Annotated in this window: 10 protein-coding genes and 1 pseudogene; 4 read left to right on the plus strand and 7 right to left on the minus strand. The window is 41.0% G+C overall.

Features of this window, described 5'->3' with window-relative positions; all coding sequences use genetic code 11:
- From L650_RS0123180 to L650_RS0123190, 3 genes are all read right to left on the minus strand, one after another.
- On the minus strand, positions 1-361 hold a 361-nt coding region (locus tag L650_RS0123180; RefSeq protein ID WP_029774561.1), incomplete at its 3' end, for a hypothetical protein.
- A gap of 14 nt (positions 362-375) precedes the next feature.
- A complete protein-coding gene (locus tag L650_RS0123185; RefSeq protein ID WP_029774562.1) occupies positions 376-3,663 on the minus strand; it encodes a tetratricopeptide repeat protein in 3,288 nt (1,095 codons plus the stop codon).
- Complete coding sequence (locus L650_RS0123190; protein ID WP_029774563.1) at positions 3,663-6,371, minus strand: endo alpha-1,4 polygalactosaminidase; 2,709 nt, start codon at positions 6,369-6,371, stop codon at positions 3,663-3,665. The genes L650_RS0123185 and L650_RS0123190 overlap by 1 nt, the downstream gene beginning before the upstream one ends.
- 405 nt (positions 6,372-6,776) lie before the next feature.
- Here L650_RS0123190 and L650_RS0123195 point away from each other — a divergent pair, with 405 nt between their 5' ends.
- From L650_RS0123195 to L650_RS0123215, 4 genes are all read left to right on the plus strand, one after another.
- Complete coding sequence (locus L650_RS0123195) at positions 6,777-8,444, plus strand: methyl-accepting chemotaxis protein (protein ID WP_029774564.1); 1,668 nt, start codon at positions 6,777-6,779, stop codon at positions 8,442-8,444.
- A 313-nt stretch (positions 8,445-8,757) separates the two neighbouring features.
- A complete protein-coding gene (locus L650_RS0123200; protein ID WP_029774565.1) occupies positions 8,758-9,231 on the plus strand; it encodes a MarR family winged helix-turn-helix transcriptional regulator in 474 nt (157 codons plus the stop codon).
- Positions 9,232-9,377: 146 nt separating this feature from the next.
- Entirely contained in the window at positions 9,378-10,127 is a 750-nt protein-coding gene (locus L650_RS0123205) for a hypothetical protein (protein ID WP_004586207.1), read from the plus strand.
- Between the two features lie 269 nt (positions 10,128-10,396).
- On the plus strand, positions 10,397-11,749 hold the full coding sequence (locus tag L650_RS0123215) for a magnesium transporter (RefSeq protein ID WP_024033089.1): 1,353 nt from the start codon (positions 10,397-10,399) through the stop codon (positions 11,747-11,749).
- Between the two features lie 42 nt (positions 11,750-11,791).
- Here the strand turns inward: L650_RS0123215 and L650_RS0123220 are convergent, their stop codons facing one another.
- The 4 genes and pseudogenes from L650_RS0123220 to L650_RS0123235 form a co-directional block, all read right to left on the minus strand.
- Entirely contained in the window at positions 11,792-12,625 is an 834-nt protein-coding gene (locus tag L650_RS0123220; protein WP_029774567.1) for a mechanosensitive ion channel family protein, read from the minus strand.
- Positions 12,626-12,662: 37 nt separating this feature from the next.
- Positions 12,663-13,382 (minus strand): LrgB family protein, encoded by a 720-nt coding sequence (locus L650_RS0123225; protein WP_085065567.1) that lies wholly within the window; start codon positions 13,380-13,382, stop codon positions 12,663-12,665.
- Positions 13,375-13,728 carry a CidA/LrgA family protein gene (locus L650_RS0123230; RefSeq protein ID WP_004586211.1) on the minus strand — a complete coding sequence of 118 codons (354 nt, stop codon included), beginning with the start codon at positions 13,726-13,728 and terminating at the stop codon, positions 13,375-13,377. The genes L650_RS0123225 and L650_RS0123230 overlap by 8 nt, the downstream gene beginning before the upstream one ends.
- Before the next feature lie 72 nt (positions 13,729-13,800).
- Positions 13,801-14,101, minus strand: a pseudogene (locus tag L650_RS0123235) (enoyl-CoA hydratase); the annotation flags it as partial.

Consider the following 14,101-nt stretch of genomic DNA (forward strand, 5'->3'; position numbering starts at 1 on the left):
CCGGCTCGCCATCTAGGCCCGCTTTATAACGCCATTCTTCTATGCTACCTGATAACACATAGTCTGTTTGCTGTGTGCTTAACCACTGCATGGCGTTATCAAGACGGTATTGATCGTCAAGTGGCGGAAGGTCTTTAGAGTTACTGCGCGGTGCACGTAATAACGTAGGAAGCTTATTTTGCTGCCAAATACTTGCCAGTATATCTTCTGCACGTTCACCGGCTAAGGGGGTTTGCGCATGATTTACCAAAGGCATTAAAGCCACGGTAGTTGATGGTCCTAGCTCTACATCATCAGCCACACGGCTGGTGGTACATGCACTGAGCACTAATACCAAACACGGTATGATTAAACGAAACATATTCTCTCCTAACATTAAAAATGTACGTAATAGCCTAATTGTAATTGTGTATCTGAGTTACCCACTTTATTACTACTTTGATAACCCAGCTGTAATTTAAATAAATCATCCCCTAGCACTGACCAGCCCGCACCACTTGTTACTGAAATGTCGAGAGTGTTGTTTAACGTTTGATAACCCGTACTGATGTCGAATAACCACGAGGGGCTTTCGCCTAAATAAGGGGGGGCTAAGTTTGAGTTTGACGAAAGCGAAGTGCCCAGAGCAAAGCGCCTAAAAGGTTGTATATCAATAAGTAGCGGTCGTGCTCTTTGATCTATGCCTAAAGGGACTAATGTGCGTTCAAAGTCTTGCCATTGAGCACTAAAATAAGTACTCCAAATAGGGCGGTCTTTTAAAATAGTGTATTGATAGCGGGCGTTATATTCTTGCCCGCTGACAAGCGTTGAGCTATCACTGCGGCGCTTAAATGCCATGGCGGCTGCCGAGAACTGCATGTTTTGACGCCCATCAATAGCGTAATTTATATAAGCCGTGGTTTTATTTAATTTGGCAAAGCTAAGTAAGGTTTCTGATTGGCGGTTTTCAACGTTGTGCTCAAGTTTTACGCCTACCTGCGTGCGTGAGTCCCACTGGTAACGCGCATCTAGGCTCAAGCCTTGGCGGCTCATTAAATTGCCCAGGTGAGAGTCTACTTTTGCATCAAAGTACCAACGACCCCATGTCATTTTATCTTCTACGGCAAACAGTAAGCCGTTGTTATTTAGGTTTTGTTGATTGCTAATGCTAAGTTTCCATTGCCCTTTAGCATACGGAAAATAAACATTTACATCGTACTGGCTGGTATTTAAACCGGCCTCAGGGGATAGGTTGATCTCTAATGCTCTAAAGTAGCTGGTGCGGGCGTTACGTAATAAAGACGTTTCGGCTTGTGTTGGCTCGTGTGTTAACTCCTCATACCAACGCTGCATAGTTGCATAAGGCTGCCTTAAATAGAGCAAAGCACTTAGCTCATCTATTTTGCCTAACGTTTGCGTATTTACCAGTGCCTTTACTTTATTAAACTCGCCGTTGCTCATAGCTAACTGTAGCTTTTGCCATGGCTCAAGTTTTTGTGCTGCGCGTCTGGCTAACCACCAGTTGGCGGTTGCGTTGTTTATAGCCTCAGGCGCTATGTCATCTAAGCTGCTAAATTGGCGTAAGTGGGGCACGGCCATTGCGCCGGCCCATTGGATCATTAAACCTCGGTATGCGTATTTGTCTTTTGGTAAATGGTTTAATAAGTAATGTTTAAGTTCGCTGGCATTAGCGTAGTAGCCTAACTGGTTCATAACATCGGCTAAATTTACTAAAGTGGTTAAATCTCGAGGGTTACTAATGGCTAATTGGCGCAGATAAAAATAAGCACTATTAAAGGCTTTTTGATGAATAGATAAACTGGCCAGTAATTGTGCCCACTCTCGGCTGGGTTCATTGCTTGAGTAGTTAGCTAAAATACGCTTAATCATAATGGTGTCGTGCATTTGCAATGCAAGCCAGCCTTGCGCTAGTACCACATCGGGATTGTATTCACTTAGTTTTGCTGCGCGGTTAAGTGTTGTGTATGCGTAATTTAAGTCACTTTGATTTTGGTACCAGTTTGATAATATTAACCATGCAGGGTAAAGCGCTTTATTATAACGTTGTTTTTCAAGAGCCTGATGAGCACGAGTAACGTGTTCTTCATCGCCAATTTGCGTGCTTAATAAGGTAATTTGGATTAACTGTCTATCAGTGAGTGCGGTTTGTTGCCATAGGTAATTTAATAACCCTTGTGGGTTGTCGGCAAATTTTAGCTGCTGATAATGCAGCATATCACCTACACTCAGTGGGCTAATGTTTTTTAATTGCTCTAAAGCGTACAGCTCTTCTTTTTTATCATTTACACGCAAAGCCATATCAACGCGGGCGCCCCAAAACTCATCATCGTTACTATGTGCTTTTTGCTTTAAAATGGCCAAAGCGGTTGTAAAGTCATCGTTTAACCAATGCGCTCTTGCAAGCCAGAGTAAGTCTTCTTCGTTTTTTGGCCCTGCGTAGTGAGGCCACAAAGCTCTCAGTCCAGCTAAATTACCGGTATCGTGTAACACCTTGGCTTTCCAATATTGTGAAAGAGGTGTTTTTCCGTTTATTTGCTCATAGCGCTCAATATGATTAAGCTCTTGTTTTGCGTTACCAATAAATTCGTTGGTTTGCATCCAATTTGCAAATCCGTTTCCTTTAAGCTGTCGGTTTTGCGCTTTATATTCGTAAATGTCGTTGGCATCTTGATATAAGTACAAGGCATTCGCATCATTAATGCTGTCGGTCAGCATAGCTACATCAACGGCTTTATGGGCCATTAACCATTTAAATTCTTTAAGCGCCTGTTTAGGCTTATTTTGCCAGCGCATAATTTTCCAATTTAAAAGCCTCAGCGCTTTATCATTGGGTGTTTTAAGTAATAACTTTGCGATTAATTGTTCAGCTGCGTTTGCATTGCCATTGGCTAAGTTTAAATGCATGGCTTTGGTTAAATATTCGCTGTTATTAGGCTGAGTTTTTAATAATTTTTCTACTGCTTTTAAGGCTTCTTTATTATCACCCGCTAAGCTTGCAAAATATAATGTACGCTCGGTATTAGCGGTATCACCGTATTTTTTCCACCATGTGTAAGCTTGTTTTGGATTGTTAGCACCCAGTGCGGTTTCAATGGCTTTTTGGGCTACATCGGCATTAATGTGGGTTTTATAAATAGCGAGCGCTTTGCCAGGCTCACCTACGCCTAACCAAAAATCAGCGGCTAATAATGGCTGTGCGTGTTGCTCATAATATTGCGCTACGTTTGCATTGAGCCCTGTGGCTTTAGCTATATTTAATAACTGGTTATCCCAGTGTTTAAATGCCGCAAGTTTAAGTGTTAGTTCTTCAAAACGGTCATCTTTATTTGCGCCACTATCAACCCACAATGCGTATAAAAGTTTTATTTCTAATTCAGTTTTTGTATCGCTTTTAGGGAGTTTTTCAAGCTCGTTAGTCGCTTGCGAATACTCATTTAAGCCCAGGTGAATGGCTATTTTTTTGGCGCGTAGTTTTTCATTATTAGGGTCGCTACTTAATGCGGCATTTAAGTAGGTTTTTTCAAAGGTATAATCTTGCGATAGCGAGTCATCTTCAAAAAATAAGGTGTGCGGAAACAGCGCGTAAAGTGAAAAACAACTAACTGCTAATATAATTAAAATGGTTTTAACTGATACTAAGTGAGGGCGCTTTTTGTTATTCATTATTGAGCCCTTGTTGCGCAGTTTAAATAGCCATAAAAGTCGCCAGCAGGTAATGTAAACTGCGTTGTATTGCCAAAGGTTTTTCCGCTAAAGCGCTTTCCCATATGCGAAATGAATTGACAATTGCGAGCATTTTTAAGCTCAATTTTAGCCTCAATCCACGCTTTAAAGCTGACAGGGCCGTTTACCTGCCAATTACTAAACGCGACATTAGCAGAGAGCAAATAAGGTTGGTTATCTGGCGTTGTATGATCAAAGTTAATGGTGGCTATTTCATCGCCCACGTGAATATAGTTTCCTTGCGCGGTTACCCCTAAAATACCCTGGCTGTTAGTCATATTGGGCACATCAAAAATAGCAGGCAAGCGCAGCGTTTTTATATATTTAGAACTAAATAGCCATTCGCCACGCGTATTTTTAGCAAGCGCAGAAAAATAAAAATCTTTGGCAATGCGTGCATATTGACTTAAATGCACCGGGGTATTTTCTCTGGCTAATACGTAATCAATATTGTAATGCAGCGCATCAAGCCCTGCTGGCACTTCGCCAGAGTAAAAATGAAAGTAAATTGTGTAAGGCTTTAACCTGTATGGTTTTTCGGTTATTTCAAATGTTTCTACTAAGCGTTTAAAACCATAGTAAGGGCCGTGCCATAAATTGGTGTAAACATTTTCGTTTAAAATGGGCGCGTATATTTGATACAGCAAATCTCGTTCAGGACGGCCAATAGGTGATATATGCGACAAGCTTGGATTGTCGGCATTTACATTGGTATTTCCTCCATTAACGTTAATTACACCGGCATCTCGCGCAAGTTTGAGGGCTTTTGGGCCTGGGGTTGCATCACCTGACCATAGCATCATCACGGTTTTTTTATTTTTTGGTGCGAGTCGCTCATTAATGTAATTTATTGAGCCTGTTATTTCTTTATTTAAATCGATGGCGTCATAACCGGGTACATCTAAATGAAACCCGTAGTCGGTGTCGTCTTTATTTATTTCTTTTCTACCTGATAAGGCTGTCCAAAAATAGGGATGGCTGTAAGTGTGTGATGCCACTTCGACATAAGGAAGCGCAAAAATTTCCTTGGCTATTTTTTCAAGCTTTGGGCTGTCAGCGCCATGCAATCCGTTGGGCTCAATATCGGCTTGGATAATTGAGGAGGTCAGTGGTAGCTTGTATTTTTTTATAACTTCATCGCGCACAACTTCTGCTGCGTAAGGTTTACCTGCAAAGTGCGCAATGCTCGTAAAGCCGTCGCCATCAATATGAAGGGTTAGCATACGCCGACCGCTTAATGTAGTTGTATCTGGGGCAAGTATAGGTGCAAGCCCCATTGCCTTAGTTAACACGGCTTTGGGGTCTACAACCCAGTTACTGCCCTCCATAGGCAATGTATCTATAAGCCAAGGTGCCGCGATAAGTGCGCCGTACTTAGTTTTACTTCCTTGGGTTAGGGTGGTGCCATCTTCAGCGTGTATTGATATTAATGATTGCGCATTCTCTGCAAGTGTTAATAAATAGGGCTTTACAATAGCGGGCGCAGTGGTTGACTCACCTTTGAGCCAAGATGCCATAGCTGCGAGTTTATAAGGCCCATTTGAAGGCAAATTAAAAGGCTCTACTCCTAAGCTTTCAAGTAACTTATTAGAAGGAGGGAGCTCGCCAAGTACCAGTTGCGGTACCACGCCTAAGTTACTTTCGAGCCACTCAATAACCTGTGCATTATAAAATTGATCGCTCGTCGTCCAAGAGATAATGCCAGCATGGAGGCTGGTATCTACTTTAGGTAAAGGCGTGTTAGCCATGTCTATGTAATCAGGTATGTAGCCTAAATACTCAATCATTGTGGCAAGCTTTAAGTGAACCGTGGTGTATATAAGTGGCTTTACATTACTGTTGTATGGAATAAGTATGCGCCTAGGCACTGGCTGTATATTTGATGTCCCCCAAGTTTGAAGGTGCCCATCAGTAACCCAAGGAGCATAACCTTGGGCAATAATTTGCTCAGCCATCGCAAGGCGCTGCTGTGGTTTAGCGTAATCAATTACCTGTACGTTAAAGCCCAGTGATTGTGCTTTATGAAGCTTTTCATTTAACCAAGCTTGATCGTTCTCAGTGGTAAGTTTGTAGCTGTTATTTACTGGATTAAAGTGGCTAAATAGCCCCTCGGCAACTAAATCAGAGGCGTAATCGTTAAGCTGTGGCAGTAGCTCAAACCCTCTGTTTAAAATTAAATGTTTGTTAAATGTGCTCGACAAACCTTTGATTATATTCACAAGCCCCACTTGTTGAGCCGCTTTATCGTAATCGGGTTTTAATAACTGGTAGCTGTCGAGCGTATCTAAAAATAAACCGTTAAAGCCTCGTTTTTGTAATTCACGTGCTTGTTTTTGCAGGTGTTGTTGCCAATGCTCAGCGGTTAAATCAGCAATATGGCTATTCCAGTGTGGATTTTTTGCTACTGAGGATTCATTTTCAGTAAACGATTCTCCCACACTTAAATAAGCGTATACGCTAATGTTGCGCTCTTTAAGCCAATTAAGTTCGTGTGGAGTGATGCTTTGCGGCTGCACAACAACCCGTGAATAAAAGGTCATTTCAGCCAGCGGCATGGGGGATGAGTAATAAAAGGCAATGCTCTTGTTAGCAGGTTGAGCGCACACGTTTAAACAAATCAACAACGTTAGACATAAGAAGTACTTCATTATTATTTTTAAAAACCACAGCCTAAGTTAACGTTGAACATTGTCCCGCTTTTTGTATAAGTATTTATTATTAGAATTGTGATGATTATATGTTAAATAAAAATGCCTGGCTACCTTGATGTGAGATGAATAGTGGTGGAATTGCTTGAGTGTTAACTAAGTAAAAGGTAATGAAAATGCCTTACTGCACAGTGTTTTCGATAGGAAATTGCGACTAATGTCGAGTAATAATGTATATCTAAAGCGCTGTAATCTAATTATAATGCGCCCACCTTGCCAGCCCTTGGCAACCCCCTGCGCTATTTATAAATTGATATAAATAGTGACATATTAAATGCTTACTTTATTGCGTTAATTACTGCAAAGCAGACAGTGATAACGTGCATACCTATTTGTGGAGATTTAATGAGTAACTTAAGCTTGAGAAATAAACTTTTATTACTGGCTATTTTACCGTTGAGCTTGTTATTAATTAGCTTAATGGCCAGCTCGTACTATTTAGAATCACAAAACCAGCAACAAAATTTTGAAACAATTAAATCTAAACTCATTAAAGACAAACACACGTTACTTGCCACTGAAGTGGAAATAGCAAGCAAGTTGGTACGCCATCAGTTGGATAACGGATCAACACAAAGTGTTAAAAATGTCCTTAGGGAGCTTACTTTTGGTGACGACGGTTACTTTTTTATTTACGACACACGTGGCGTTAGCGTGTTCCATGCCCTGTTAGGAAGTGCTATTGAGGGGCAAAATAAAATAGGGATGACAGACCCAAATGGTAAAAAAATAATTGTTGGATTATTAGAGCAAGCACGTAAAGGTGGCGGGGCATTTAATTACCATTTTCAAAAGCCAAATACCAACGGGTTAGTAGAGAAAATAGGGTATGCCGTAATGATACCAGGTACCGATTGGATGATTGGTACGGGTGCCTATATGGATGATATACAAACAGAGCTTGCAAATTATAAACAAACTATGCAATCGCATACTCGCGAAAAAATAACCACCTTGTTATTGATTGCCTTATTTTGGGTTGTGGTTAGCGTAGTGGGCGCACTTTTAGCGTCTAACGCTATGGTTAAACCTATCCAAATAATGGGCCAAAGCTTAGATGATATTGCTAAAGGTGAAGGCGACTTAACAAAACGCCTAGCTATACATACGCACGATGAAATAGGGCAGTTGGGCGAATCGTTTAATGTGTTTGTTAGCAAGCTGCAAAGCATTATAAGTAATGTGGCTGATGTTACTAATGATGTAAAAAATGCCTCAAGCGATATCAATTCGCAAACAAAACTGTTTGAAAATAAACTGCTTAATCATAACCACGAAACAGATTTAGTTGCTACAGCGATTACCGAAATGTCGGCCACCTCTCACGAAGTGGCTAAAAATACCACGCAAGTTGCTGAGTCTACTCATACGGCAACGCTAGAAGTGGCAAAAGCGCAAGAGTGCGTAGATATATCACTAAGTGAAGTTTCCAACCTTATGGGCGAAATTAACCTAGCTGCTGATCAGGTAAATTCTTTAAGTGAGCAATCTAAAAAAATAGACAGTGTACTTAGTGTAATAGGTGGCATTGCCGAGCAAACTAATTTGCTTGCACTTAACGCCGCGATAGAAGCCGCACGTGCCGGCGAGCAAGGCCGGGGTTTTGCCGTGGTGGCTGATGAAGTAAGGAGCTTAGCGAGTCGTACACAACTTAGTACCCATGAAATTAGTGAAATGCTCAGTGAATTACATAACTTAGTAGGCGCCGCGGTAAATGCCATGCAGGCGAGCCAAGCAAGTTGTAATCGCTCAGTTGAGTCATCGCGAGATATATCGCAAAGTTTAGGTGCTGTGACTACGTCGGTTACCACCATTAACGACATGAGTACGCAAATTGCAACCGCTGCAACAGAGCAAAGCTCAGTGACAGAAGAGATAAACCGTAATGTGTTTGCCATTCAAGAAATTGTTAATGAACTAACCCAAGCAAGTAAGGCCACCTCTGAGGTTAGCCAGCATTTAGCAGGGCGCGGTGAAAACTTAGGACAATTAATAGGGCAGTTTAAGGTTTAAAATTTAAAACGGCATTACATAAACCACTACTAGCCGCAACTTATGTTGCGGCTTTTTATTTTAAATACAAAATAGTTTAGGGCCTGTTTGCTTTTTGAGGTTGAATTTTTAGCAAGGTACCTTTACTTGGTAAAGCTGTGCTTATATTTTAAGGTTGCTGTAAAGGCATAGGCGATAACGCAGTATTAACGCCAAACATGTCAGACCCTAGCTAGAACAAATTTTTATTTTTGAAAGTACGCTAACCCTAGGGAATTTTATTAATTATGTGTAGTCTATTACACGCATTTTGAATAAACAGAGTAACCCTTATATGCAACAAAGTATGCCTTCAGTACAAAACGCCGACCCCGAAATGCTCGTAGCAGAGCAAGACCTAGGCCGGTTGATATCGTTTTTACGTTCAAAAATTGCTACACACATTGATGCCCAACTCGATTGTATGGACTTAACCTCTGCGCAATATATTGTGGTAGTGCTATTAGCGCGTGGCTCAGTAAACACATTAGCCGGACTGAGCGATCATATGGTGTACGATAAAGGGGCGATGAGCCGTTTGTTAAAGCGTTTAGAAGAAAAAGACTTAATTGAAAAAACACAATGTGAGTTTGATAAACGCTCTACACTTTTAAGTTTAAGTGATAAGGGCAAAGCGCTTTATCCGCAAATAATGCCCTTAGTAAATCAAGTGTACGAAAAAGCACTTAGCGGCTTTTCTGAAAATGAAAAACACAGCGTTATGGACTTACTAAACCGAGCAATAAACAACCTAGATACACCCTCATAAATCTCTAAAAAAGATTATCAACATTTTAGCGATACTGTTTCAATAAAAACTTAGCCTGCTAAGTACTAGATCTAATTGTGCGGCAAATCCAACTTTGCTAATATAGTTGCCTAGGCAATTAAAGTTATCATCTTGTTAGGTTTGTTATGATTGAAAATAAGTTGTTATCACAATTACAGCAGCAGTTTCCTGAGCATGTATTTATGCAACAGTATTTAAGTGTTGTTCATAAAGGGCGTTTTGCGAACGCAATTGTATACAGGTACAAAGATGATACGTTCGACTTAATAGTAAAAGACTTTAGCCAAAGCCCGTGGTTTATTCGTAAAACCTTTGCCAAGCTTTCTGTAAATCAAGAATTTAAAGGGTTGAGCCGCTTAGCACAGCTTGATGCAGTTGCTAATCGGTTTAGTCGTTTATCGCCGATAGCGGTGGCGTATGACTACATAGAAGGCACGCCGCTTAGAAGCTTAATACACCAGGGTGAGACGTTGCCTGTTGAATTTTTTATTGAGCTTGAACGCCAAGTTGCAAAAATGCACCGCCTAGGCATTGTGCATTTAGATTTACGTAATATGGGCAATATATTATGTGGTAGCGATGGCAAGCCTTATATCATTGATTTTCAGTCAACCATTAGCTTTTCGCGCTTTTCGCGTTGGTTGCAACGTTTTATGCGCGGCTCTGACATGTCGGGCGTATATAAAGCGTGGGATAAGCTAAGTAGTACACCTTTGCCGCGTGCTAAGCAGCAGTATTTGCAGCGTTTTAACCATGTTCGTAAACGCTGGATATTTAAAGGCTACCCAATACAACGTGCATATGCATGGGGTGCTGCAATGGTCACGCAGTTTGTGGACTCTGACCTAATACGTAACTTAACCGATAGATTTTAATTCCCCTTTTTCATTGTGTGACTTTGCCCATAACAGCTTAGCGTTATGGGCTTTTTTTTGGTTAAAAATAAGGGCAATAATTTCTTTTTTAATTTTTAAAATAAACAGTAGTATCGCTGGTGTTTTTACCCCTACAATGCGCAAAAATAATGAGCGCAGTTTCAACCATCAAAGCTTAAAGCGTCTTAATAAGTTTAGGTTTTTTCTGCAATTTTTTATTGTTCAAGTAAACTATAAGCAATGTGCATTTTAAAATTTAAGGTTTCAAGATGATTGAGTATCCAGTCGACCAACTACCGCAGCTAATAAACGATTTATTACAATGCGAAACACACACGCAAAAAAGCCAGCTTTTAGCCGATGCACAGCTTAATTTATCTACTGAGCACCTATCGCTACTTTTTGAGGCCATCCCAAAAGAACAGCGTCTAGAAATTTGGCAGTTATTAGATAAAGACACGCAGCATGAAATATTTGTCACCCTGAGTGATGACAGCTGCTTATGGTTACTACAAACCTTAGATGATAGCGAGGCATACGCGCTATTAGATGAAGTGAATGTTGAAGAATTACTTGAGCTTGAAGAGGTTATTCCTGAGCGCTTTGTTGATTATGCTAAAAAGCAACTCGATGAAGCACAAACGAAACAATACGATCTTGCTCAGCAGTATCCGCCTGAGCAATTAGGTCACTGGGTTGGTTTCGACTTTCTAAAAATAACTGAAAAAGCAACAATTGCAGGTGTTAAAAAATTACTGCACAAAGGTTTGCCGCAATACAGCGAAGTTGTGTATTTAGTTAGCCGCCAAGGCAGCCTAATAGGTGAACTTGCAGTAAATGATTTAATAAAAGCCGATGAAGGCGATAACCTATTGGCGCTGGCAAACTATGATTTTTCATCATTGCATGCTGATGATGATTTATACGAAGCGGCAGAAGTGGTTATTCACAGTGAAAAAATGGCCATGCCGGTGGTTAATACCGATAACAAATTAGTCGGGCGTTTAACCATTAGCTCGGCATACGAACTACGCCAAGAAATTGCCGACGAAGCTGCGGCCAAAGCTGGTGGTTTACGCGAAGACGAAGACCTGTTTGCCAGTGTAAGAAAGAGTGCTAAAAACCGGGGAATTTGGCTGGGTATAAATTTAGCCACTGCGTTTTTAGCATCTTGGTTTATTGGCTTATTTGGCGCAACAATAGAGCAGGTTGTGGCACTGGCGGTACTTATGCCTGTGGTGGCCTCTATGGGCGGAATCGCCGGGAGTCAAACTTTAACGGTAATAGTGCGCGGTTTAGCGCTTGGCCAGGTAACCGACTCTAACCGCAATGCACTTTTAAAAAAGGAGCTACGGGTGGGGGCGGTGAACGGCTTAGTGTGGGCATTAGTGATTGGCGCGCTCACCTTTGTTTGGTTTAGCGACATAATGCTAAGCATTACAATTACCGTTGCTATATTGCTTAACTTAGTTGCTGCGTCGTTAGCTGGGGTTGTTATACCGTCTATTTTAGACAAAATGAAAATAGACCCTGCGCTTTCTGGCTCGGTAATATTAACCACGGTTACCGATATAGTTGGGTTTGTGACCTTTTTAGGGTTAGGCAGTTTATTACTGCTTTAAGCTAAAAAACAACAAAGCCGCATTAAGCGGCTTTGTTTTTTATTAAGAAAGGTCGCGTTCTTTAATAGTAACCACCCGCTGCGGAAAGGGTATTTCTATCTCAGCGCTATTAATGGCTTTATAAACGCCTGCGTTAATAGCAAGTTTGGTTTCTATTATTTTGGTTGTAGGCACCCAATAGCGATAACTAATGGTTACGCCGCTATCGGCAAAGCGCTCTATGCCCACTTGAGAAATAGGGTTTTGAGCCACCTGATCATGAGCCTTTAATACTTCTTCAATAAGGCTAACAGCGGTATCAGCGCAGGCAGTATAGGCTATGTCTATTTCTCCTTTAACTAACGAGTAGCTAAACGAGTTGTGGATAATTTCACCCACTATGTGCTTGTTAGGAATAGTGATTTCTACCTTTTCTTCATCAATTAAAATGGTGTAACCCAGCTCAATTGTTTTTACTTGGCCGCTGACCCCTTTTACTTCAATGGTATCGCCTACCACAAAAGGGCGCGTGGCAATAATAGCAAGGCCAGCGCCATAGTTTGAAAGCATTCCTTGTAAGGCCAAACCCGCACCTAGAGAAGCAGCACCTATAGCCGCTACAAAGGGGGTAACACTAATGCCTATTTTGCCAAGCGCTATCACTACAACCATCACAATAAGCAATACTTTTACCACGTTACTGACAAAGCTGGTAAGCGTGATATCGACATTGTGACGAGCCATCAATTTAGCGACTAAATTTGAGAGTTTTTTAGCCACCCACAAACCCAGTATAAGAATAAAAACGGCACCCACAATTTGCATGCTGTAGGTAACTAAATACTCAGTGAGCATGGTGTAGTATTTTTCAAATTGTTCTATTTCAGAACTGATCATAGTGGGCTCTTTATATTGCGTAATTATTTTTTGCTAACTATAGCAAAGTGTTGACTAAAAAAGGATATAGCACGGGGACTATTATGGCGGTTAATAATGCGCTTAAAGCCATAGCAACCGAGGAAAACGCGCCTATTTTTGGGTGCTCGTCCAGTGCTGCTGCGGTGCCTATAGCATGGCACGCAGTTCCCATTGCTATTCCTTGAGCTTGCTGGTTATTAACACCTACCCACTTAATGAGCATTAACCCAAAGAGTGCACCTAGTAAGCCAATAAATATAACTAATGCTGCGGCAAGAGAGCTAATCCCCCCTAAAGACTCAGTAACTATTAATGAAATAGGCGTAGTTACACTTAATGCAGCTACGGAGGCGCTTAAATTGGCGGGTACATCAAACAAAATACTTAAAATAAAAGCCACCACAGTGGCGTTAATAATACCTAAGCTACAGGTGCTTACTATTAACAGTAGATTTTTTCTTACATGTATAAACTGCTGATACAAAGGTAAGGCCAGTGCCACTATAGCAGGCTCTAATAGCCAACTAAGTAGTTGGCTATGCCTAGAAAAATCAGCATAAGGTAATTTTAAATTAACAAGCACTAAGGCAATAATCGCAATACTTAAAAACACTGGGTTGGTGAGCGACTTTACTATGCTGTGCTGCCAGTGTTTATTAAACGCTCTTAATAATAAAAACAGCAAAATAATAGCGGGAGTTGTTAAGTACCATAGCGTAAGGTGCAGCTCAGTCATTGTTATTTTTACCTTTAACATAGCCAACAACGCTGCTTACCAGTAAAAGCGTACTGGCAGGGACTAGCAAAATAACCAAAACCAAATAGGGCCAATGCAGCTTAATAAGTGCAATGTGCTCGATAAATCCTACCCCCGCGGGTATAAAAAATATTGGCATAATATTTAAAATAGGGGAGGCCGAGGGTTTAATATGGTGCTCTTTCACTACACCTAACAGTAATAAACTCAGTAAAATAACCATGCCAAGGAGCGGTGCAGGAAAGCTGCCACCAATTAAGTGCATTATTAATTTAGCACACCCTAAGCACAGTAAAATAATTGCACTGCTAAGCAAGTACTTCATGATAATGGCTCATTAATATAGAAAGAAATTAACGTTAGCAAATACGCACTATTATTAAATGCTAATTTAGTCTTACCAGCGTTTTGAATTTGCATAGCTTATATCTGTTTTCCCTTTTGCTTTGGCAATTGCTTTTTTAGTATTAGGATTGAGTAACAAGCGAATTTGGCTAAACGTTTCTTTAGCTAAAATTTGTCGTTGGTTTGTTGTGTAGCTTTGTTGAGTAACGCGCTTTATCGCTGCCAGTGTATCGGGGGAGCGTTCACGTAATATATTTAACATGCGCTGTGTGGCCTGTTCGGTATTGTCTGTAAGCTCTGTGACTAACCCCAGCTCGTAGGCCGTGTGAGCACTAATAGGGTTGGCGTGGCTT

It is taken from the genome of Pseudoalteromonas sp. TB51 (assembly GCF_000498055.1).
Taxonomy (GTDB): Bacteria; Pseudomonadota; Gammaproteobacteria; order Enterobacterales; family Alteromonadaceae; genus Pseudoalteromonas; species Pseudoalteromonas atlantica.

Coding starts and splice junctions, on each gene's coding strand:
- L650_RS0123185 (WP_029774562.1), bottom strand. CDS start 3,663: ATGAATAACAAAAAGCGCCCTCACTTAGTATCAGTTAAAACCATTTTA.
- L650_RS0123220 (WP_029774567.1), bottom strand. CDS start 12,625: ATGATCAGTTCTGAAATAGAACAATTTGAAAAATACTACACCATGCTC.
- L650_RS0123190 (WP_029774563.1), bottom strand. CDS start 6,371: ATGAAGTACTTCTTATGTCTAACGTTGTTGATTTGTTTAAACGTGTGC.
- L650_RS0123225 (WP_085065567.1), bottom strand. CDS start 13,382: ATGACTGAGCTGCACCTTACGCTATGGTACTTAACAACTCCCGCTATT.
- L650_RS0123200 (WP_029774565.1), top strand. CDS start 8,758: ATGCAACAAAGTATGCCTTCAGTACAAAACGCCGACCCCGAAATGCTC.
- L650_RS0123230 (WP_004586211.1), bottom strand. CDS start 13,728: ATGAAGTACTTGCTTAGCAGTGCAATTATTTTACTGTGCTTAGGGTGT.
- L650_RS0123195 (WP_029774564.1), top strand. CDS start 6,777: ATGAGTAACTTAAGCTTGAGAAATAAACTTTTATTACTGGCTATTTTA.
- L650_RS0123205 (WP_004586207.1), top strand. CDS start 9,378: ATGATTGAAAATAAGTTGTTATCACAATTACAGCAGCAGTTTCCTGAG.
- L650_RS0123215 (WP_024033089.1), top strand. CDS start 10,397: ATGATTGAGTATCCAGTCGACCAACTACCGCAGCTAATAAACGATTTA.